This window comes from Roseovarius sp. MBR-6 (assembly GCF_040547525.1).
GTDB lineage: Bacteria > Pseudomonadota > Alphaproteobacteria > Rhodobacterales > Rhodobacteraceae > Roseovarius.
In genome coordinates this window covers 26,446-46,482 of record NZ_JBEPPW010000015.1, presented here as the reverse complement: position 1 = coordinate 46,482, position 20,037 = coordinate 26,446, and the positions used below count along the sequence as shown (strand labels likewise).

At 66.2% G+C, this 20,037-nt stretch carries 20 protein-coding genes and 1 pseudogene; 20 read left to right on the top strand and 1 reads right to left on the bottom strand.

Features of this window, described 5'->3' with window-relative positions:
• Positions 1-110 precede the first annotated feature (110 nt).
• From ABIE57_RS15960 to ABIE57_RS15920, 9 genes are read left to right on the top strand one after another with little or no spacing between them, the layout of a single operon-like run.
• Positions 111-647: a hypothetical protein gene (locus tag ABIE57_RS15960; RefSeq protein WP_354540019.1), complete on the top strand. Its 537-nt coding sequence runs from the start codon at positions 111-113 to the stop codon at positions 645-647.
• Positions 595-2,667: a phage terminase large subunit family protein gene (locus tag ABIE57_RS15955; RefSeq protein ID WP_354540018.1), complete on the top strand. Its 2,073-nt coding sequence runs from the start codon at positions 595-597 to the stop codon at positions 2,665-2,667. The genes ABIE57_RS15960 and ABIE57_RS15955 overlap by 53 nt, the downstream gene beginning before the upstream one ends.
• Position 2,668: 1 nt before the next feature.
• On the top strand, positions 2,669-2,884 hold the full coding sequence (locus tag ABIE57_RS15950; RefSeq protein ID WP_354540017.1) for a phage head-tail joining protein: 216 nt from the start codon (positions 2,669-2,671) through the stop codon (positions 2,882-2,884).
• Between the two features lie 3 nt (positions 2,885-2,887).
• On the top strand, positions 2,888-4,396 hold the full coding sequence (locus tag ABIE57_RS15945) for a phage portal protein (RefSeq protein WP_354540016.1): 1,509 nt from the start codon (positions 2,888-2,890) through the stop codon (positions 4,394-4,396).
• Positions 4,396-5,775, top strand: coding sequence for a S49 family peptidase (locus ABIE57_RS15940; protein ID WP_354540068.1), 1,380 nt, complete (start codon positions 4,396-4,398; stop codon positions 5,773-5,775). The genes ABIE57_RS15945 and ABIE57_RS15940 overlap by 1 nt, the downstream gene beginning before the upstream one ends.
• Positions 5,776-5,808: 33 nt before the next feature.
• On the top strand, positions 5,809-6,189 hold the full coding sequence (locus ABIE57_RS15935) for a head decoration protein (RefSeq protein WP_354540015.1): 381 nt from the start codon (positions 5,809-5,811) through the stop codon (positions 6,187-6,189).
• 57 nt (positions 6,190-6,246) lie between these two features.
• Entirely contained in the window at positions 6,247-7,269 is a 1,023-nt protein-coding gene (locus ABIE57_RS15930; RefSeq protein ID WP_354540014.1) for a major capsid protein, read from the top strand.
• Between the two features lie 10 nt (positions 7,270-7,279).
• Positions 7,280-7,594 carry a head-tail joining protein gene (locus ABIE57_RS15925; protein ID WP_354540013.1) on the top strand — a complete coding sequence of 105 codons (315 nt, stop codon included), beginning with the start codon at positions 7,280-7,282 and terminating at the stop codon, positions 7,592-7,594.
• The gene (locus tag ABIE57_RS15920) at positions 7,591-8,223 is read left to right on the top strand and encodes a DUF6441 family protein (RefSeq protein ID WP_354540012.1); all 633 of its coding nucleotides are present in this window, start codon (positions 7,591-7,593) and stop codon (positions 8,221-8,223) included. Before ABIE57_RS15925 ends, ABIE57_RS15920 begins: the two co-directional genes overlap by 4 nt.
• A 54-nt stretch (positions 8,224-8,277) precedes the next feature.
• Here ABIE57_RS15920 and ABIE57_RS15915 read toward each other — a convergent pair whose 3' ends face one another.
• Positions 8,278-8,895 (bottom strand): LysE family translocator, encoded by a 618-nt coding sequence (locus tag ABIE57_RS15915; protein ID WP_354540011.1) that lies wholly within the window; start codon positions 8,893-8,895, stop codon positions 8,278-8,280.
• Between the two features lie 273 nt (positions 8,896-9,168).
• On the opposite strand from ABIE57_RS15915, the gene ABIE57_RS15910 reads away from it, so the two are divergent.
• The 11 genes and pseudogenes from ABIE57_RS15910 to ABIE57_RS20625 form a co-directional block, all read left to right on the top strand.
• Positions 9,169-10,101, top strand: a complete 933-nt coding sequence (locus ABIE57_RS15910) for an IS110 family RNA-guided transposase (RefSeq protein ID WP_354540010.1) — start codon at positions 9,169-9,171, stop codon at positions 10,099-10,101.
• Positions 10,102-10,146: 45 nt separating this feature from the next.
• The gene (locus ABIE57_RS15905) at positions 10,147-11,064 is read left to right on the top strand and encodes a LysR family transcriptional regulator (RefSeq protein WP_354540009.1); all 918 of its coding nucleotides are present in this window, start codon (positions 10,147-10,149) and stop codon (positions 11,062-11,064) included.
• A 42-nt stretch (positions 11,065-11,106) separates the two neighbouring features.
• Positions 11,107-11,529: an acyl-CoA transferase gene (locus tag ABIE57_RS15900; protein WP_354540067.1), complete on the top strand. Its 423-nt coding sequence runs from the start codon at positions 11,107-11,109 to the stop codon at positions 11,527-11,529.
• Between the two features lie 25 nt (positions 11,530-11,554).
• Entirely contained in the window at positions 11,555-12,496 is a 942-nt protein-coding gene (locus ABIE57_RS15895) for a phage tail tube protein (protein WP_354540008.1), read from the top strand.
• Complete coding sequence (locus ABIE57_RS15890; RefSeq protein ID WP_354540007.1) at positions 12,493-12,930, top strand: phage-derived protein YdaY family protein; 438 nt, start codon at positions 12,493-12,495, stop codon at positions 12,928-12,930. The genes ABIE57_RS15895 and ABIE57_RS15890 overlap by 4 nt, the downstream gene beginning before the upstream one ends.
• 68 nt (positions 12,931-12,998) lie before the next feature.
• Complete coding sequence (locus ABIE57_RS15885; protein ID WP_354540006.1) at positions 12,999-13,160, top strand: DUF7697 family protein; 162 nt, start codon at positions 12,999-13,001, stop codon at positions 13,158-13,160.
• On the top strand, positions 13,153-15,600 hold the full coding sequence (locus ABIE57_RS15880; RefSeq protein ID WP_354540005.1) for a phage tail tape measure C-terminal domain-containing protein: 2,448 nt from the start codon (positions 13,153-13,155) through the stop codon (positions 15,598-15,600). The genes ABIE57_RS15885 and ABIE57_RS15880 overlap by 8 nt, the downstream gene beginning before the upstream one ends.
• The gene (locus ABIE57_RS15875; protein WP_354540004.1) at positions 15,600-16,226 is read left to right on the top strand and encodes a phage distal tail protein, Rcc01695 family; all 627 of its coding nucleotides are present in this window, start codon (positions 15,600-15,602) and stop codon (positions 16,224-16,226) included. Before ABIE57_RS15880 ends, ABIE57_RS15875 begins: the two co-directional genes overlap by 1 nt.
• A complete protein-coding gene (locus ABIE57_RS15870) occupies positions 16,223-17,107 on the top strand; it encodes a phage/gene transfer agent baseplate hub protein (protein WP_354540003.1) in 885 nt (294 codons plus the stop codon). The genes ABIE57_RS15875 and ABIE57_RS15870 overlap by 4 nt, the downstream gene beginning before the upstream one ends.
• Positions 17,107-17,547 carry an NlpC/P60 family protein gene (locus ABIE57_RS15865; RefSeq protein ID WP_354540002.1) on the top strand — a complete coding sequence of 147 codons (441 nt, stop codon included), beginning with the start codon at positions 17,107-17,109 and terminating at the stop codon, positions 17,545-17,547. The genes ABIE57_RS15870 and ABIE57_RS15865 overlap by 1 nt, the downstream gene beginning before the upstream one ends.
• Positions 17,548-17,557: 10 nt before the next feature.
• Positions 17,558-19,399, top strand: a pseudogene (locus ABIE57_RS20625) (baseplate multidomain protein megatron); the annotation flags it as partial.
• Positions 19,400-20,037: the final 638 nt, after the last annotated feature.

The window sequence follows — 20,037 nt, the reverse complement described above, 5'->3', positions numbered from 1 at the left end:
GAGTTGCATCGTTTCCTTGGACCCAGACTCGCTCTAGCGGCAAGTGTAATCAACTGAATAAAACGACCATTTCCGTTTAATTCCAATATCTTGAGGCTCCGTCAATCGCCATGGAAGGTATGTCCGAGCGCGAGTACTCCGCCCATTCCGGCCTGTCGCGCGGGGCGATCCAGAAGGCACGCAAGGCCGGGCGGCTGGTGGTTTACAAAGACGGGTCGATCAACGCGGCCGCCTCCGATGTGCGCCGCGCCGAGATGACCGATCCGGACCAGCAGCGGCGCAGCACGGGTGGCGACAGTGGTTTCTCCGGCCCGGCCGACAGCTCGTCCTATCTGAAGGCCCGCACCGCACTGACGGTCTATCAGGCGCAGGAACGCCAGCTGGCGATCCAGAAACGGAAGGGCACGCTGGTCGACCGGGCGCGCGCCGAGACGCTGGTGTTTCGCCTTGCGCGCCAGGAGCGCGATACCTGGGTGACCTGGCCCAGCAGAGTGGCGGCGCTGATGGCGGCCGAAGTGGCAGCAGAGGTGGAACAGCAATCCGGCACACCGGTGATCATCGAGGCCGCGATCCTGCAGAGGGTGCTGGAAACCCATGTCAGAGCGCAACTCGACGCCCTCGCTGATCTCAGGGTCTCGCTTGGATGATGACAATGATGATCTGACCGGCGACGACCTGACCGTCGATCTCGACCTCGGGTTTGACGGGGCCGAGGACATCCTGCGCGTCTGGCGGAACGGGATGCGGCCCGATCCGGACCTGACGGTGTCGGAATGGGCGGATGCGCATCGCTGGCTGTCGTCGCGCGCTGCGGCTGAACCGGGGCGATATCGCACCGCTCGCGCGCCCTATCTGCGCGAGATCATGGATGCGCTGTCGCCGCGCCACCCGGCACAGCGCGTCTCGTTCATGAAAGCCGCACAGGTCGGCGCGACCGAGGCAGGCAACAACTGGATCGGCTTTGTGATCCATCACGCGCCGGGGCCGATGCTGGCAGTGCTGCCGACGGTGGAGATGGCCAAGCGCACGTCGCGTGGACGGATTGATCCGCTGATCGCGGAAAGCCCGACGCTGCGCGAGCGGGTCAACCCGGCCCGGTCACGCGATGCGGGCAATTCGATGCTCTCAAAAGAGTTCCCCGGCGGCATTCTGGTGCTGACGGGCGCGAACTCGGCCACCGGCCTGCGCTCGATGCCTGCCCGCTACATCTTTCTCGACGAGGTCGACGCCTATCCGGCCTCCGCCGATGAGGAAGGCGATCCGGTCACGCTGGCAGAGGCGCGCACCACTACCTTTTCGCACCGGCGCAAGGTGTTCATGGTCTCGACCCCGACCATTCGGGGCATCAGCCGGATCGAGCGGGAATACGAGGCCAGCGATCAGCGGCGGTACTTCGTGCCCTGCCCGCATTGCGGCCACATGCAATGGCTGCAGTTCGAGCGCCTGCGCTGGGACAAGGGACAGCCGGACACGGCAGCTTACCACTGCGAAGCCTGCGAGACCCCCATCGCCGAGCATCACAAGACGCAGATGCTGGAGCGGGGCGAGTGGCGCGCGACCGCAGTCTCGGCCGATCCGCAGTCCATCGGCTTCCACATCTCGGCGCTCTATTCGCCGCTGGGATGGAAAAGCTGGGCGCAGATTGCGCGGGACTGGCTGGCGGCGCAAGGCTCAGAAGAGATGCTGCGCGCCGCGCGCAACACCCTGCTGGGCGAGACATGGGTCGAGAGCGGCGATGCGCCGGAGTGGCAGCGGCTGGCGGAACGGCGCGAAAGCTACGCGGGCGTGCAAATCCCCGTCGGTGGTCTGTTCCTGACCGCTGGCGTCGATGTGCAGAAGGACCGGATCGAGGTCGATGTCTGGGCCTGGGGCCGGGACCTCGAGTCCTGGCTGGTCGATCACATCGTGATTGCGGGTGGTCCGGACGATCCGACGTGCTGGGACAAGCTGACCGCCCTCTTGGGCCGCACATGGGTCTGCGCCAATGGCGCAGTGATGCTGATCGGCAAGCTGGCCATCGACACCGGCTATGAGGCCGCTGCGGTTTACGCTTGGGCGCGCAAGCAGGGTTTTGAGCAGGTCGCGCCGATCAAGGGCCTCGAAGGCTTCAACCGAGCGACGCCGGTGTCGGGCCCGACCTTTGTCGATGCGACCATCGGCGGCAAACGTCTGCGCCGGGGCGCGCGGCTGTGGTCGGTGGCCACGGCGACGTTCAAGACCGAGACCTATCGCTTTCTGCGGCTGGAGCGCCCCTCTGATGAAGACAGAGCGCTGGGCGCGCTGGACGCCCCCGGCACGGTGCACCTGCCCGACTGGATCGACACAGAATGGCTGAAACAGCTGGTGGCCGAACAGCTGGTCACGGTGCGCAACAAGCGCGGCTATGCCCACCCCGAATGGCAAAAGATGCGCGAGAGGAACGAGGCGCTCGACACCCGCGTCTATGCAAGGGCGGCGGCGTGGATCATGGGCGCGGATCGCTGGGACGAGGCGACCTGGCGGCGGCTGGAAGCGCAGGCCGGGGTGGAAACCCGACCGCCAGTCTCCCCGGCTGCTGTCGAAGGTGTGGCCGCAGAACCGACCACGCCCACCCCGCCCAAGGCGGGAACACCGACCACGCCACGGCGCAAACGCCGGGCCTACACGCCGAACTTCATGAGGGACTGAGATGGATCTGGAACGGATGCGCGCCCTGCTGGCCGCGCTGCAGGAGGCGCGCTACGCGGGCGTCCGCTCGGTCAGTTATGACGGCAAATCGATCAACTACGGCTCGGACGCGGAATTGGCGAACGCCATCGCCGATCTGGAAACCCGGATCGCCACGGCCAATACCGGCACGCCGCGTCGTCGGCGCTGGGGCACCGTGGCCTCGAAGGGTCTGTGATCCATGGCTTTCGAGGCGTTCCGCCAGCGGCTGGGATCGATCATCGGCGGGTTCGATGCCGCTCAGGCCCATCGGCGGCTGCGCGGGTTTCGGGCCAGCCGCGCCCATGTGAACACGCTGATCGCGGCCTCGGGGGACACGATCACCGCCCGCGCCCGCTGGCTGGTCCGGAACAACGGCTATGCGGCGAATGCGGTGGAGTCCTTCGCCAGCAATGTGGTGGGCGACGGGATCAAGCCGTCGTCGTCGATTACCGACGCGGCAAAGAAGGAAGAGCTGCAAGCACTCTGGCTGGCCTGGACGGATGATGCCGACGCCGAAGGGTTGACGGATTTCTACGGGCTTCAGCGCCGGGCGGCGCGCGAGGTGTTCCTATCGGGCGAAGTGTTCTTTCGCATCCGCCCGCGTCGGGTCGAGGATGATCTGACCGTGCCACTGCAATTGCAGATGCTGCCAGCGGAAATGCTGCCCCTCGACATGAACCGCACCCTGCCCGGTGCCGGGCTGATCCGTCAGGGCATCGAGTTTGACGGCATCGGCCGCCGCGTCGCCTATCACTTCCTGCGCCGCCACCCGGGTGATCTGACCGATCCCGGCCTCGCGGGCGAAACCGTCCGCGTTCCGGCTACGGATGTGATCCATGTGCTGGACCCCGTCGAGGCAGGCCAGTTGCGCGGCGTGTCGCGCTTTGCCGCTGCCATCGTCAAGCTGTTCACGCTGGACCTTTACGATGATGCCGAACTGGAGCGCAAAAAGATCGCGGCGATGTTCGCGATGTTCATCACCTCGCCCGCCCCGGAAACCCCGCTGGAACCGACAGAGGAGGATCTGGAGGTCGAACCCGGCCAGGTGGTGCGGCTCGATCCCGGCGAGGATGTCTCGACGCCCGCCACACCGGATTCGGGCGGCACCTATGAGCCGTTCCAGTATCGGACCCTGCTGCAGATCGCGGCGGCGCTGGGCGTGCCCTATGGCTATCTGACCGGCGACACCGCCAAGGGCAACTTCTCGAACACGCGGATCAGCCTCATCGAATTCCGCCGCCGCATCTCGGCCTGGCAGCATGGCGTGCTGGTCTATCAGCTCTGCCGCGCGGTCTGGGTGCGCTGGATGGACACGGCTGTGCTGTCGGGCGCGCTGGACCTGCCGGGTTATGACAGCCAGCGGCGGCAATATCAGGCCTGCGCATGGTTACCGACCAAATGGGACTGGATCGATCCGATGAAAGACGCCTCGGCCGAGATCCTGCAGATCGAAGCGGGCCTGAAATCCCGAACGCAGGCGCTGGCGGAGCGCGGCTATGACGCCGAACAGGTCGACCGGGAAATCGCTGCAGAGCGAAAACGCGAATTGGCGCTGGGCCTCGACTTCCGCCGCCCCGGATCGCCTGCGCAGGGGCCGGGCGAAGGTGAAGCGAAGGAGGCGGATCAGGACAGCGCCAAGGATGACGGGGCTGACGACGACGCACAGGAACGCGGCGATGAAAAACCCGACGCATCGGAGGGCGCATGATGCACCACGCCCAGATCGCCCAACGCGCCTTCAACACGCCGCTGATGGTCGATCCGGCCAAGGCGATGGCGTTCCTCTCGGGGTTAGGGCCGCGCATCACCGGGCAGGAGATCACGTTCCAAGGTGTCGATCTGCCGTCCAGCGAGGTTGAATACGCGGCTATGCCTGCGCGTGCCTCATTGTTTGGCAATGACCTTGCCCAGCGTCACCAACGCAGTGGCACCCAGCCCTTCGCCATGATTGACGGCATCGCGGTCATCGAAATCGCGGGCACACTGGTTCATCGTGGTGCATGGATCGGCCAGTCTTCGGGCCTGACCTCCTATGAGGGGATCGCCGCACAGCTGCACGCAGCGCTCGCGGATCCCGGCGTGCGGGGCATCGCGCTGGACATCGACAGCTTCGGCGGCGAGGTGGCCGGGGCCTTCGATCTGGCGGATCGCATCCGCGCCGCCCGAGCGCAGAAGCCTGTCCAAGCCTTTGTCGCCGAACATGCGCTGTCGGCTGGCTATGTCCTCGCCAGTCAGGCCGACCGGATTGTCCTGCCCCGCACGGGCGCTGTGGGCAGCATCGGCGTCGTCGCGCTGCACACCGACATGAGTGGGGCGCTCGACCAGAAGGGCATCGCTGTCACCCTGATCCATGCAGGGGCGCACAAGGTCGACGCCAACCCCTACCAGCCGCTGCCCGAGGCTGTGCACGACCAGATGCAGCGCGAGCTGGAGGTGGTGCGCTTCCTCTTCGCGGAAACCGTCGCTGCCGGTCGCGGGGATCGGCTGACGCATGCAGCCGCGCTGGCGACAGAGGCCGCCGTGTTTCGCGGGGCCGATGCCATTGCTGCGGGCCTCGCCGACGAATTGGCCGACCCCGTCACCGCCTTCCGCACCTTCGCCGCCGCCCCGCGCGGCACCACTTCCTCCAGCAGAAAGGGTCCACAGATGACCACCACGCCCACTGACACCCCGAACCCGGCGCCGGTTGCCGCCACCGATGCCACCCCGACCGCCGAGGTCGCGCCCGAGGCACCTGCAGCATCGGCCCCTGCGGCCACACCAGTCACGCCGCCTGCCAGTGCGCCAACGGCGCCTGAGCCATCCGCGCCGGACACATCCGCCATGACCGCCGATGCCGTCCGCGCCGAAGCCGCCGAGGTGGCGCAGGTCTGTGCACAGGCCGCCCGGTTGGGCGTGACCCTCGACGCGGCCGATGCCGTCACCAAGGGTCTGAAGCCTGAAGCCCTGCGCGCCCGGGTTCTGGCCGATCTCGCCGCCCGCAGCGATGCGGCGGGCATCATCGCCACAGCCCCGGCCGCAGCCGCCGCCAAGGATAGCCCGATCATCTCTGCCGCAAAACAGGCCGCTTCCGACTCCAAGCGCTGATCACCTTCCCCAATCCATCCCGGAGACTGAACCATGCCCGTCCTGACCCAACCGCCCAGCATGGGCGACGTCCTCAAATATGAGGTCAACCCGAACTACACCCGCGAAGTGATCACCCTGTTGCAAGGCATGCCCTACCCGGTCGGCTCGGTGCTGGGGAAAATCACGGCCAGCGGTAAATACAAGCTGGCCACCAGCGGCGGCACCGATGGGGCCCAGACCGCCAGCGCCGTGCTGCTCTATGCCGTCGATGCCACGCTGGCCGATGCAGTTGGCATTGTTGTGGTCCGTGGCCCTTCCATCGTGTCGCGCGCGGGTCTCGCTTACGACGCGACCGTCGATGACGGCGCGAAGATCACCACCAAGCTCGGCCAGTTGGCCGCCGTCGGCATCATCGCCCGCGACGGCGTCTGACGCACGACCTCTGACGCTTGGCTCGCCACCCTTTCCCCCCTTCCCCCGGAGCACTCCATGACCCTCGTTCGCAATCCCTTTGACGCTGGCGGCTATTCGCTGGCCGAGATGACGCAGGCCATCAACATCCTGCCCAACCTCTACACCCGCCTCGGCCAGATTGGCCTCTTCCGCTTCGAGGGCGTCAGCCAACGATCGGTGATCATCGAGCAATACGAGGGCGTGCTGAACCTGCTGCCCTCCGTTCCCCTCGGTGGTCCGGCGACCATCGGCACGCGCGAGGGGCGCTCGATGCGGTCCTTCGCCCTGCCGTGGATCCCGCATGATGACGTGATCCTGCCCGGCGACATCCAGGGGCAGCCGAGCTTGGGCGTCTTCGACGGTGCCGACCCGCTGGTCGAAGTGATGAACCGCAAGCTGCAGCTGATGCGCCGCAAGCATGCCCAGACCCGCGAATACATGGAGATGAATGCGCTCCGCGGCATCGTGAAGGACGGGGCGGGGACCACCCTCTACAATTACTTCACCGAGTTTGGCCTGGCGCAGATCTCGGTGGATTTCCTGCTGGGGACCGCTGGCACCAATGTCCAAGGCAAGGTCCGCGAGGTCTTGCGGGCGATGGAGGACAACCTGCTGGGCGAAAGCATGTCGGACGTGCACGCCCTCGTCAGCCGCGAGTTCTTCGACAAGCTGATCGCGCATCCCAAGACCGAGGAGGCCTACAAGTTCTACGCCGCCACCGGCGCGCAGCCCCTGCGCCAGGATGTGCGGCGCAACTTCCCCTTCGCAGGCATCGTGTTCGAGGAGTATGCGGGCACGGTGACGCTTTCCACCAAGGCAACCGAACGGCTGATCCCGGCCAGCGAGGGTATCGCCTTCCCGCTTGGCACCATGGACACGTTCACCACCTATGGCGGCCCCGCGAACCTGCTGGAGGCGGCCAATACCCTCGGCCTGCCGCTCTACGCCCGTCAGCACCTCGATGAAAAGGGCCGCTGGATCGACCTGATGACGGAGGCCTCGATCCTGCCGGTCAACAAGCGACCGCGCATCGCGATCCGCATTCACAGCTCGAACTGACGGCCCCGTCATGAACGCCTTCGCTTCCGCCATGGACCGCATCTATGCCAACCCGTCCATGGCGGCGGCGGCCGTCTGGATTTCCGCCACCACGTCCGAAGAACGACCCATCCGCGTCATCCGCCGCGCCCCGGATCGTATCACAGACTTCGGCGCTGGGCGCTTTGTCAGCGACACGATGATGGTGGATGTGCGCGTGTCCGACCTGCCCGATCCTCGCCCCGGCGATCTGATCGTGATCGGGGCCGACAGCTTCACCATTCAGGGCGAGCCGGTGCGTGATCGCGAACGCCTGATCTGGACACTGGACCTGCGGCCATCATGAAACTGAAACTCGACATCACGCCGGACCTCGTCGCCGCCATGGCCGCAGAGGTGAAGGCGGGTGAGAAGGCCGTCACCGCCGCCATGCGCGAGGCCGGAACCGGGCTGAAAACCGCTTGGCGCGGCCAGATCACCGGCGCGGGGCTGGGGAGGCGGCTGGCGAACTCGATCCGGAGCCAGACCTTCCCGAAGGCGGGCGAGAGCCTGAATGCGGCGGCGCTGGTCTGGACCAAGGCCCCGGTCATCATCGGCGCGCATGACACCGGACCGCTGATCCGGTCGAAAGACGGGTTCTGGCTGGCGATCCCCACTCCGGCGGCCGGGAAATCTAGCCGCGGCGGCCGCATCACCCCCGGTGAATGGGAGCGCCGCACCGGGTTGCGGCTGCGCTTTGTCTTTCGCCGCCGAGGGCCGAGCTTGCTGGTCGCGGAAGGGCGGCTGAACACCAAGGGTCGCGCGGTGGCGTCGCGCTCGAAGACGGGGCGCGGGCTGACCACTGTGCCGATCTTCCTGCTGGTGCCGCAAGTCAAACTGCGCAAGCGGCTGGATCTGGCGCGGGATGCGGAGAGGGTGGTGGACGGCGTGCCGGGGCGGATTGTGGCGAAGTGGGTGGAGAGAAAAGGAGGCTGATGTCTGCATTGCGGGACGCAGCTGTCGGCCGTGCCGTGCCTTCCTTTGGTAATATCAAGCCGCAAGATCAGTCACTGCCAATGCGATGCCAAAGCCGACCAAAAACACGCCGAAAGTCCGGTCGATCCAATGACGCACACCGAAAATTCGCTGCTGGATAGGCGGAGCGCCAAAGAACAAGCTGACGGCGGAAAACCACATCACGTGCGATAGCGAGATGAACAACCCGTAGGCGATGCGCGTCGCAAGCGGCGTGTCTGCCTGAACGACCTGCATGAACAAGCTGACGATGAAGATCGTCGTCTTTGGGTTCAATGCGTTTGTCAGGAAACCGATCCGCAAGGCCCCCAAGTCTGACAGGGCCGTTCCGTTTCCCGTGACAGGCCCCTCTGCCTTGCGGCTGAACAGCATTTTTGCCCCGAGCCAGACCAGATAAGCCGCGCCAACCAGCTTTAGAATGTCGAACAAGGCTGGTGTTTCCCGGATTAACACCCCGATGCCCACCAGCGTGTAGCTGACATGGACAAGCACGCCCGCGCCAATGCCGAGTGCGGTCAAGATGCCTGCACGACGGGAAAGCGACAGTGAATTGCGCGACACCATGGCGAAGTCCGGCCCCGGACTGATGACGGCGAAGATGGTGATGGTGATGACAGCGAGCCATTCGGCCATGGACGTATCCTTTCGATTTTCCCCTCTGTTAGCGCGGCAACAGTCGCTGTAAAAACGATGACTTGTCTTAAGATTCCCCCGGCTCTTGTGCGATACAGGAGCCGCTCTCCGGCACCTCACACATGCCGGAGAGCGGCGGGGGACGGATCGGAAAAACGGTGGTCTCTCGGACCGGTCAGAAGTTGGATCGCCCCTGCCTTTCGCATGACCTGAACGGATACATGGGGAAGGCTCGCCCTTGCCCCGCATGACAAGCATAGGGAACGAAAGGCGATGCAGGATACCATCGGGATCGACATTTCCAAAGACACGTTCGACATTCACCGGCTTTCGGATCGCAGGCACGAGCGGTTTGGCAGCGACAAGGCGGGGCTTGCGTCCCTGCGTCGCTGGATCGGCAAGGCACCGGTCCGGATCGTCTACGAGGCGACGGGGCGGTATCACCGCGATCTGGAGGCGGTGCTGGGCGCGGCCGGTCATGATCTGGTCAAGGTCAACCCCACGCGCGCCCGTCGCTTTGCCCAAGCCATCAGCCAAGGCGCCAAGACCGACCGCGTCGATGCCGCCATGCTGGCGCGGATGGGGGCGGTGCTCGAGCTGGACGCCAAGCCGGTTCGCAGCGAAACCATGCATGAAATCCGCGAGTTGCACATCGCGCGCCGCGCCCTGAACAAGGATCGCACCGCCTGCCGCAACCGCTTGGAGGGCGCGCGTAACAAGGTCGTCCTGGCCCAGCTCCGCGCCCGCCTGCGCCAGGTGGACAGCCAGCTCGAGCAGATCGACGCCGAACTCGCGCGCCTCATTGCCGAGGTTCCCGCGCTTGCCCGGCGCCAGGCGATCCTGCGCTCCATCCCCGGCATCGGCGCGGTCACCGCAACCGCCATGATCGTCGAGATGCCGGAGCTTGGAACGATGGAGGCAAAGGAGGCCGCCAGCCTCGCAGGGCTGGCCCCGATCACCCGCGAATCCGGCAAGTGGAAAGGGCGCTCGAAGATCGGCGGCGGACGGCGGGGCGTGCGCAACGCGCTTTACATGCCCGCCCTGGTGGCCATCCGCCACAACCTGCACCTGGCGGAAACCTATCGCACCCTCGTCGATGCCGGAAAGCCCGCCAAACTCGCCATCGCGGCCATCATGCGCAAGCTGGTGATCCTCGCCAACGCTCTCATCAGGGATGACCGAACATGGACCGAAACCGCCCCTTGACCAAGACGGATAACTTCTGACAGGATGTGTGAGAAAAGATGACATATGAGATCGCCCATCACATCACTCCCGGCGCTCGCGTGCTTTCGGGTTGCCGCCGAAGTTGAGAGTTTCAGCAAAGCGGCAGACGTCCTCAATCTGACGCATGGAGCGGTCAGCCGTGCAGTGCGACTGCTGGAGGATGATCTGGGCACACCCCTTTTCGAGCGTCGTAACCGTGCGGTTTTTCTGACAGATGCCGGACGCAGGCTGGCGCAGGTGGTTGCGCGGGGCCTGGGAGAAATCGAGGACGAGGCGCGCCTTATCAAGGCAGAACTTGCCAACGCGCCAGTCACCGTCTCATGCGAGCCTACCCTGTTGATGCGCTGGCTCATTCCGCGTATGCCGCAGTTTCATGCAGAACACCCAAAAGCCGATATACGGCTGCTGGCTGGGGGCGGGCCAGTATTGCTCGGGTCTGGTATCGATCTCGCCATCCGCCGCAACGACTTCGCCTGGCCAGAGACTTACTTTGCGCGGCATCTGTTCGACGAGCAGATTGGGCCGGTTTGCCGTCCTGATCTGGCTGCGGTGTTCTTCGATGCAGATCGGATACGCACAGCTGCGGATATACTGCATACACGCTCCCGGCCATCTGCCTGGACAACATGGGCAGAGATCACCGGCGATACCTGTCCCTCCGGCAATGGGCAGGAGTTTGAGCATTTCTATTTCAGCCTGCAAGCCGCCGTGGCGGGATTGGGCGTTGCCATAGGTCCATGGCATCTGGTGCAAGGCGATATTCGTGACGGGCTTCTCGTCGCACCGCATGGGTTTCGCGCAGATGGCAGCGCCTATTTCCTGTTGTCGGCACAGAAGCCGAAAAACGGCTCATTATCCGAGATATTCGGAGACTGGCTGAGAGCGGTGGTGTGTGACGAGAGCGTTTCGCCAAATGTCGAAGCCCAAGACAGGCGTAAATAACCGTTGAGGGCTCAATCCGGCCACTGACTAATGGACAAAAGAATGCCCACCACCCGCGAAGCCATCCTCGCCGCGCTCCTAGCGCGACTTCAGCCGCTTGCCGCCCTCACCCTGCGCGATGACGTGCTGCCCGAACGGATCCCAGCAGGCGGTCTGATCATCCTGCGCGATGGCCAGCCGGGTGAGCCGGAGGTGACGCTGTCGCCCTTGCGATACCACTACCAGCACCGGGCCGAGCTGGAGGTGGTCGTCCAGGCGGGCACCGGCCGGGCCAGCGCCTTCGACAGCCTGATCGCCAGCATCGGCACGGCGCTGGAGGCCGACCGCACCCTCGGCGGCCTCTGCGACTGGGTCGAACCCGAAGCCCCGGCTTCGATCGACCTGCCCGTCGAGGGCGCGGCGGCGCTGAAGGCGGCGGTGATCACCGTCATTTTGCACTATTCCACCACGGGCCCTCTGGCCTGACACCCCCAACATTGAGGAGACCCCCATGGCACGTGCGCAAGGCGCGCGGGCGCAGATGGCGCTCGGCTTTGAGACAGTTTACGGCACCCCGCCGGTTGGCGGCTTCACCAGGATGCCGTTTGCCAGCACCTCGCTCGGATCGGAACAACCGCTACTGAACTCAGAACTGCTGGGTTATGGCCGCGATCCGCTGGCGCCGATCAAGGACGCGGTGACGGCGGATGGCGATGTTGTGGTGCCGATCGATGCCGCGGGCTTCGGGTTCTGGCTGAAGGCCGCATTTGGTGATCCGGTCACCACCGGGATTGGCCCGTTCACCCATGAGTTCCGGTCGGGATCATGGGTGCTGCCCTCGATGTCGATCGAGACCGCCATGCCGGAGGTGCCACGTTTTGCGATGTATTCCGGCTGCGTGCTGGATCAGCTCAGCTGGCAGGTCCAGCGCTCGGGGCTGCTGACCGCCACCGCACGGCTGGTGGCGCAGGGTGAGGCGATTGCCACCGCATCCGCCGCAGGCACGCCCGCCGATCTGGCGCTGAAACGGTTTGGCCACTTCAACGGCGCAATCAGCCGCAACGGCACGGCGCTGGGCAATGTCGTCTCGGCCGAGATCACCTATGCCAACAATCTCGACCGGATCGAGACCATCCGCTCGGACGGCAGGATCGACGGGGCCGATCCAAGCATCGCAGCCCTCACGGGACGGATCGAGGTGCGCTTTGCCGACAGCACGCTGGTGAGCCAGGCCATCAACGGCGATCCTGCCGAGATCAGCTTCGCCTATGTGCTCCCCTCGGGCGAAAGCTTCTCCTTCACCGTGCATGCTGTCTATCTGCCCCGCCCCCGGATCGAGATTTCCGGACCGCAGGGCGTGCAGGCCACCTTTGACTGGCAGGCGGCGCACGACACCGTGGTGGGCCGAATGTGCACCGCAACCCTGATCAATGATGTGGAGACCTACGGATGATCCGCCTGAACCTGACCGCCGCGCCCGAATGGCTGGACCTCGCCCCCGGCCTGCGCCTGCAGGTCGCACCGCTGACCACCGCGCTGATGGTGTCGGCCCGCGCCGATGCCGCCGTCGAGGCCCTGCCCGAGGATGCCAGTCAGGAAGACCTGGCGCTCGCCATGGCCAAGGCCATCGCCCGCCGTTCCGTGCTCGACTGGGAGGGCGTGGGCGATGACGCAGGCAATCCAGTGCTGGTCACGCCCGAGGGCATCGATGCCCTGCTGGAAATCTGGCCGGTCTTTGAGGCGTTCCAGACCTCCTATGTCGCGCGGGGCCTCATTCTGGACGCCGAAAAAAACGTCTCCGCGCCCTCGCCGACTGGTCCTTCGGCGGGGGTGAGCGATACTGCGCCGTCTGCAACGGACCCTGCCCCGACTGCCCCGCAAGACTGAACCGGCCAAGAACGCCGGAGGGCTGGCAGATCTGGGATCTGGTTGGCCGCCTTGGCGGCCAGCTGCGGGTGATCCCCGGCGCGGTGCTTGGCTGGGACATGGGCGCGGCTTTGGCCCTCGCTCGCGGCTTAGGCATTGATCCCCTGATCGCCGCCGAACTGCTGCCCGAGATCGAGGCGGTGATGGTGCGCAAACTCAACGAAGAGATGGAAGGAGGCCGCGATGGCTGAGAAACGCGTATCCGTCCGTCTCGTGGCGGAGGGCGGCCGCCAGGTGCGCGCCGAGCTCGAGGGTGTGGGCGCGGCTGGCGCGCGCGGCTTCGGTCGCCTGTCGCGCGAGATGGATCTGGCCAATGCCCGCGTCGCCGCCTTTGCCCGCCGCGCCACGCTGGCGGCCGCTGCCGCCACGGCCGCACTGGCCGCTGCGGGGGCCGCGATGATCCGCTCGGGGCTGCAAACGGTGGATGCGCAGGCCAAGCTCGCGGCCTCGCTCGGCACGACCGTGGCCAGCATTCAGGTGCTGGAACGCGCGGGCGATCTGGCGGGCGTGTCGATGGGTCAGGTCGAACAGGCCACCGTGCAGTTGACACGGCGGCTGAGCCAGGCGGCTGCCGGGGCTGGCCCCGCCGTGGACGCCCTGCGTCGCCTGCGGCTCTCGGCCGAGGATCTGCAACGCCTGCCGCTGGATCAACGCATCGCCACCATTCAGGAGGCGTTGGGCGAGTTTATCCCAGAGGCCGAGCGCGCCGCCGTGGCCTCGCAGCTCTTTGGCGACCGGGCCGCATTGGTGTTCACCCGGATCGACACGGCGACGCTGCGGCAAGCGACGGCGGATGTGCAGGATTTCGGGGTGGTGGTCTCGGAGGCTGACGCCAGCCAGATCCAGCGCACCAATGATGCGATCTCGCGGCTGGGGCTGATCTGGCGCGGGGTCTCGAACCAGCTGGCGGTGGCGGCGGCCCCGGCGCTGGAGGCGGTGGCCAATGCGCTGGCCGCCGTCGCGCGCACCACCGGGCCGCTGGGGACCGCGATCAAGGCGCTTTTTGACAACATCGGTCGGCTGACGTCCATCGCCGCCACCTTTGCGGGCGTCATGGCCGGGCGCTGGGTGGCCGGGCTGGCAGCGGCGGCGCTCTCGGTGCGCGGGCTGGCCACGGCACTGGTCGTGCTGCGTGGAGCCCTGATCCGCACCGGGATCGGCGCGCTGATTGTGGGCGCGGGCGAGCTGGTGTTCCAGTTCACAAGGCTGGTCGCGGGCGCGGGCGGCGTGGGCGAGGCGGTCCGGCTGCTGGGGGATCTGGCCAAAGAGGTCTGGTCCCGCATGGGATTGGCGCTCGACGCAGCCCTTGCCAACATGGCGGCGGGCTGGGAGGAGCTGAAGGCGTCCGGCCTTTCAGCACTTGAGGGCACCATCGCGGGCGTCGTAAGCTTTGGCGACCGGACGGCGGCGATCTTTCAGGGGGCCTTTGATGCCGCCGTGGCGATCTGGGGCGGACTGCCCGGTGCCATCGGCGACTTCGCCTTCCAGGCTGCAAACGGGTTGATTTCTGGCGTCGAGGCGATGCTGAACGGCGTCGTCACCCGCATCAACCGCTTCATCAACGGCCTGAACGCGGCGCTGGCGCTGCTGCCGGAATGGGCCACCGGTGAGGGCGGTGTGCGGATCGGCACGCTCGATCCTGTCGGATTGGGTCGGATCGGCAACCCGTTTGAAGGGGCGGCCACCGCTGCCGGGACCGCTGCGGCCGATGCCTTTTCGGCCGCGCTGTCGCGTAGCTTCCTGGAGCCACCCGACCTCGGCCTTGGCGCGATGGCCGAGGATGCCCGCGCCCGCGCCGATGGGTTCCGCGAGGCGGCGGGCATGCTGGCCGATGCCGCCGGGCGACCGCTCGCCAGCCTGCAGGCGCTGCGCGATGCCATGACCGACAGCGGGGCAGAGGCCGAAGCCGCGCTGGCCGCGGCCGCCGCCGCAGCAGCCGCGCTGGGCGAGGAACTGGACGGAACGGGCCGTGCCGCCGGGGGTGCCGGGGCTGCTGGCCGCGCGGCCGGGACAGCGACCGCTGAGGGGGCAAAAACCGCCCTGACCGGCTGGGCCGCCGTCACCGCCACGCTGGCCGACTATGCCACCAAGGCCCGCGACATTGGCGGCGATATAGGTCAGGCACTGGTCGGGGCCTTCCAGAGCGCCGAGAATGCCGTGGGCAATTTCGTCAAGACTGGCAAGCTCGACTTCGGCGATCTGGTCACCTCGATGATTGCCGATCTGGCCAAGCTGGCAGCGCGACGCTTCATCCTCGGCCCCATCGCCAATGCGCTCTCCGGCGCGCTGGGCGGCGCGGGCGGTTTATTCGCCAATATCCTGCACGCGGGCGGCGTGGTCGGCGCGCCGGGTCCGGGCCGCATGGTCCCGGCTCTGGCCTTTGCCGGTGCGCCACGCATGCACGCGGGAGGATTTGCGGGGCTGCGCCCGGACGAGGTTCCGGCGATCCTGCAACGCGGCGAACGGGTGCTCTCGCGGCGAGAGGCGGCTGGCTTTGGCCAGGGCCAGTCCGCAGCACCCGCCGTCAATGTCACGATCAATGCCCGCGACGCCGACAGCTTCCGGCAGTCTAGAACACAGGTCGCCGCCGACATTGCCCGCGCGGTGTCGCTGGGCCAGAGGGGCATCTGATGGCGTTTCATGAGGTGCGGTTTCCCGACAACATCAGCCGCGGGGCGCGCGGCGGGCCCGAGCGGCGCACGCAAGTGGTGGAACTGGCCAGCGGTGACGAGGAGCGCAACGCCAGCTGGGCCAATTCGCGCCGTCGCTATGATGTGGCCTACGGCATCCGCCGTGCCGATGATCTGGCGGCAGTGGTGGCCTTCTTTGAGGCGAGAGGCGGGCGCCTGCATGGGTTTCGCTTCAAGGATTGGGCCGATTACAAAAGCGGGCTGCCCTCGCAACAAGACACGCCCGCCGATCAGCAGATCGGTCTGGGTGATGGTCTCGCCACGACCTTCCAGCTGATCAAACGCTACATCTCGGGCGCGCAAAGCTGGACGCGCAGCATCACTAAACCGGTTCCGGCCTCAGTGCGGGTGATGCTGGACGACACCGAGGTGATCACCGGCTGGAGCGTCGATACCGACACCGGCGTGGTCAGCTTCGCCGAACCGCCCGCAGCCGGGGTGATCATTACAGCAGGTTTTGCTTTTGACGTGCCGGTGCGGTTTGACACCGACACGCTCGACGTCACCCTCGATATCGAGCGGCTGGGATCGATCACCTCCATTCCGCTCATCGAGATCCGCAGATGAAGACCCTCTCCCCAGACCTGCAGACCCATCTCGATGAAGGCACCACCACGCTCGCCTGGTGCTGGCGGATCAGCCGGACAGATGGAGGCAGCTTCGGCTTCACCGATCATGACCGCACCCTCAGTTTTGACGGCACCGAGTTTGAACCCGAAAGCGGCTTTGCCGCCTCGGAGATCCGCGCAGGCTCCGATCTGGCGGTCGATGCGCAGGATGCCACCGGCGTTCTGACCTCGGATCGGATCACCGAGAGCGACATCCTCGACGGGCGCTGGGACAACGCAGCGGTGGAACTGTGGCGGGTCAACTGGGCCGACACCAACCAGCGTGTGCTCTTGCGCCGGGGTGCGGTCGGGCAAATCCGGCGCGGGCGGATCGCCTTTGTCGCCGAGGTCCGCAGCCTGGCATATCTCCTCGGCCAGACAGTCGGACGGACGTTTCAGGCGGGGTGCGACGCGGAACTTGGCGATGCGCGCTGCGGCATCGATCTGGAAAACGCGATCTACAAGGGCACAGGCGTGGTGACCGACCTGCTGCGCGACCGCGCCTTCCGGGCCTCGGGGCTCGCAGGGTTTGAGGCCGGGTGGTTTGCCGCCGGGACCCTCACATGGACCAGCGGGGCGAATGCCGGGCGCATCACCGAGGTGCTGGCGCATGAGCTGGAGGGGAGCAACGCGACACTGACCCTGCTGGAAGCGCCGGTCCGCGCCATCGCTGAGGGCGACAGTTTCATCGCGCGCGCAGGCTGCGACAAGCGCATCGCCACCTGCACGGGCAAGTTCGCCAACACCCCCAACTTCCGGGGCTTCCCACATATCCCGGGGCAAGACGCGGTCCTCAGATATGCGTCGCAAGATGGCAGCCATGACGGAGGCGTTCTGTGATGACCGCCGATCCTGCCCTTGTCATTGCCACCGCCCGCCGCTGGCGCGGCACGCCCTATCACGATCAGGCCAGCCTGCGGGGTGTCGGTTGCGATTGCCTCGGCCTTGCGCGCGGCGTCTGGCGCGAGGTGGTGGGCGACGAGCCCTTCCCGATCCCGCCCTACAGCCGGGACTGGGGCGAGATGGGCCCGCGTGAAGTGCTGGCCGAGGGGGCGCGCCGCATGATGATGGAAACAGCACCCGCCGATGCACCGCCCGGCGCGCTGGTGCTCTTTCGCATGGCACCCCGCGCCATCGCCAAGCATGTCGGGATCCTCACCGGCCCGCAAAGCTTCATCCACGCCTATGAGCACCTTGGCGTGATCGAGCAACCGCTCACCCCCGGCTGGCGGCGGCGCATCGCCTTCGCCTTCCTTTTCCCGCGCTCCAGCAACATCTGAGTGTTTCATCATGGCAACCCTTGTCCTCGGTGCCGTCGGCACCGCCATTGGCGGCTCGATCGGCGGCAGCATCCTTGGGCTGTCCGCCGCCACCATCGGCGGTTTTGTCGGCTCCTCCATCGGGTCGGTGGTCGACACCTGGATCGTCTCGTCGCTGGCCCCCGCCCAGCGGATCGAAGGCCAGCGCCTCGACAGCCTGCGCATCACCTCCTCGACCGAAGGCGCGGTGATCCCGCGCCTCTTCGGGCGGATGCGCATCGGCGGCAATATCATCTGGGCCACGGATTTCCGCGAGGAGACAAAGACCAGCCGTCAGGGCGGCGGCAAGGGCGGCGGGCCCAAGGTCACCACCACGGAGTTTCTCTACTTTGCCTCCTTCGCCGTGGCGCTCTCGGAGGGCGAAGTGACCGGCGTGGGGCGCATCTGGGCCGATGGCAAGCCGATGGATCTCTCGGGCGTCACCTGGCGCTGGTATCCGGGTGACGAGGCGCAGGAGCCCGATCCGTTCATTGCCGCCAGGATGGGGGCAGGCCAAACGCCCGGCTTTCGCGGCACCGCCTATGTGGTCTTCGAAGAACTCGCCCTCTCCGCCTTCGGCAACCGCCTGCCGCAGCTCTCCTTCGAGGTGTTTCGCCCATTGGACGATCCCGACACCGCCGAAGGACTGGTGCGGGCCGTCACGATGATCCCGGCCTCGGGCGAGTTCATCTATGCCACGCAGCCAATCCGGCGGCTCTCCGGTCCGGGCGGGGCCACCCGCGCCGAGAACCTGAACGCGATTTCCGACACCTCCGATATCGTCGTGGCGCTCGACCGGCTGCAGGCCTCGGTCCCGGGCATCGAGAGCGTCAGCCTCGTGGTGGCCTGGTTCGGCGATGACCTGCGGGCCGGGCAGTGCAGGATCCGGCCCGGTGTGGAACTGCCCGTCAAGATCACAACGCCCGTCGCCTGGTCGGTGAATGGCGTGGCGCGGGCGGCTGCGCATCTCGTCAGCCGCGACAGCGACGACCGCCCGGTCTTTGGCGGCACACCGGCGGATTTCGCGGTGGTTCAGGCGATCCGGGAGATCAAGGCGCGCGGGCTGCGGGTGACCTTCTATCCCTTCATCCTGATGGATGTGCCCCCCGGCAACAGCCTGCCCGACCCGTATTCCGACAATGAAGCGGTGACGGGCCAGCCAGCTTTTCCCTGGCGGGGGCGGATCACCGCTTCGCCTGCAGCGGGTTTTGCCGGGAGCGTCGACAAAACCGCTGCAGCCGCCGCACAGGTCACGGCCTTCTTTGGGGGCGCGACGCCTGCCAGTTTCAGCCTGTCTGGGGATGCTGTCAGCTGGGCCGGACCTCTGGACGACTGGGGCCTGCGCCGGATGGTGTTGCATTACGCGCATCTCTGCGCCGTGGCGGGCGGGGTCGACGCCTTTCTGATCGGCTCGGAGATGCCCGGGCTCACCACGATCCGGAGCGGGGCCGCGACCTATCCCGCCGTCACCGCGTTCAAATCCCTTGCTGCTGATGTTGACTCAATCCTCGGCGCAAGCACCGCGATCAGCTATGCCGCCGACTGGTCGGAATACTTCGGGCATCAGCCCAGCGATGGATCAGGCGATGTGTTCTTCCATCTCGATCCGCTCTGGGCGGATCCCGGCATCACCTTCATCGGCATTGATAACTACATGCCGCTCTCGGACTGGCGCGACGGGTTTGACCATGCCGATGCCGTGCAAGGCTGGCCCGAGATCTACGACCGCGCCTACCTGCATAGCAACATCGCGGGGGGAGAGGGGTTCGAGTGGTTCTATGCCAGCGACCCTGACCGCGCTGTGCAGATACGCACGCCGATCACTGACGGGGCAGTGCCTTCGACCTTCGATCCGGCGCTAGAATTCATCTCTGGCCGTCAGGGTGCCTGGTTTGATCCGTCCGACCGTGCGACGCTATGGCAGGACATTGAGGGCACGATCCCTGTGACCACCATCGGCCAGCTTGTTGCGCGTATTGATGACAAGAGCGGCAATGGTCATCACGCCATCCAACCCGACCTTGTGCACAGGCCCGTTCTTGGGCAGGAGAACGCCGCACCCTTTCTCGATTTCACCATTGACCGCTTCCTCTACTTCGACATGACCGGCGTCTACTCGTCATCGGTCTCAATCGCCATGGCCGGTTACACGAATGCCCTGACCTGGCACACCCTGCGCTCTTTTGAAGGCACGCTGGGTTTTTACGTTGGCCTTTCGCACCCAAGCAACGCGGGGCCGGTCAACGTGTTGGGCGGAGATATCACTGTCGATGGTGTGCTTGTCCCAGACCAGCGCAACGCCCTGCATGCTGCCATCTATCGGCGCTTCCGCGTGATTGCGTCGCAGAACAACAGCGATGTCACCGGACTCAATGTTCCTCGGGCGACCTTCGGGAAATATGCCACGATCAATCCCGGCTCTTACCGTGTCTACGGTTATATCGAGGTTGAGACCGACGCCTTTGATGATTT

Coding starts and splice junctions, on each gene's coding strand:
- ABIE57_RS15960 (WP_354540019.1), top strand. CDS start 111: ATGGAAGGTATGTCCGAGCGCGAGTACTCCGCCCATTCCGGCCTGTCG.
- ABIE57_RS15955 (WP_354540018.1), top strand. CDS start 595: ATGTCAGAGCGCAACTCGACGCCCTCGCTGATCTCAGGGTCTCGCTTG.
- ABIE57_RS15950 (WP_354540017.1), top strand. CDS start 2,669: ATGGATCTGGAACGGATGCGCGCCCTGCTGGCCGCGCTGCAGGAGGCG.
- ABIE57_RS15945 (WP_354540016.1), top strand. CDS start 2,888: ATGGCTTTCGAGGCGTTCCGCCAGCGGCTGGGATCGATCATCGGCGGG.
- ABIE57_RS15940 (WP_354540068.1), top strand. CDS start 4,396: ATGCACCACGCCCAGATCGCCCAACGCGCCTTCAACACGCCGCTGATG.
- ABIE57_RS15935 (WP_354540015.1), top strand. CDS start 5,809: ATGCCCGTCCTGACCCAACCGCCCAGCATGGGCGACGTCCTCAAATAT.
- ABIE57_RS15930 (WP_354540014.1), top strand. CDS start 6,247: ATGACCCTCGTTCGCAATCCCTTTGACGCTGGCGGCTATTCGCTGGCC.
- ABIE57_RS15925 (WP_354540013.1), top strand. CDS start 7,280: ATGAACGCCTTCGCTTCCGCCATGGACCGCATCTATGCCAACCCGTCC.
- ABIE57_RS15920 (WP_354540012.1), top strand. CDS start 7,591: ATGAAACTGAAACTCGACATCACGCCGGACCTCGTCGCCGCCATGGCC.
- ABIE57_RS15915 (WP_354540011.1), bottom strand. CDS start 8,895: ATGGCCGAATGGCTCGCTGTCATCACCATCACCATCTTCGCCGTCATC.
- ABIE57_RS15910 (WP_354540010.1), top strand. CDS start 9,169: ATGCAGGATACCATCGGGATCGACATTTCCAAAGACACGTTCGACATT.
- ABIE57_RS15905 (WP_354540009.1), top strand. CDS start 10,147: ATGAGATCGCCCATCACATCACTCCCGGCGCTCGCGTGCTTTCGGGTT.
- ABIE57_RS15900 (WP_354540067.1), top strand. CDS start 11,107: ATGCCCACCACCCGCGAAGCCATCCTCGCCGCGCTCCTAGCGCGACTT.
- ABIE57_RS15895 (WP_354540008.1), top strand. CDS start 11,555: ATGGCACGTGCGCAAGGCGCGCGGGCGCAGATGGCGCTCGGCTTTGAG.
- ABIE57_RS15890 (WP_354540007.1), top strand. CDS start 12,493: ATGATCCGCCTGAACCTGACCGCCGCGCCCGAATGGCTGGACCTCGCC.
- ABIE57_RS15880 (WP_354540005.1), top strand. CDS start 13,153: ATGGCTGAGAAACGCGTATCCGTCCGTCTCGTGGCGGAGGGCGGCCGC.
- ABIE57_RS15875 (WP_354540004.1), top strand. CDS start 15,600: ATGGCGTTTCATGAGGTGCGGTTTCCCGACAACATCAGCCGCGGGGCG.
- ABIE57_RS15870 (WP_354540003.1), top strand. CDS start 16,223: ATGAAGACCCTCTCCCCAGACCTGCAGACCCATCTCGATGAAGGCACC.
- ABIE57_RS15865 (WP_354540002.1), top strand. CDS start 17,107: ATGACCGCCGATCCTGCCCTTGTCATTGCCACCGCCCGCCGCTGGCGC.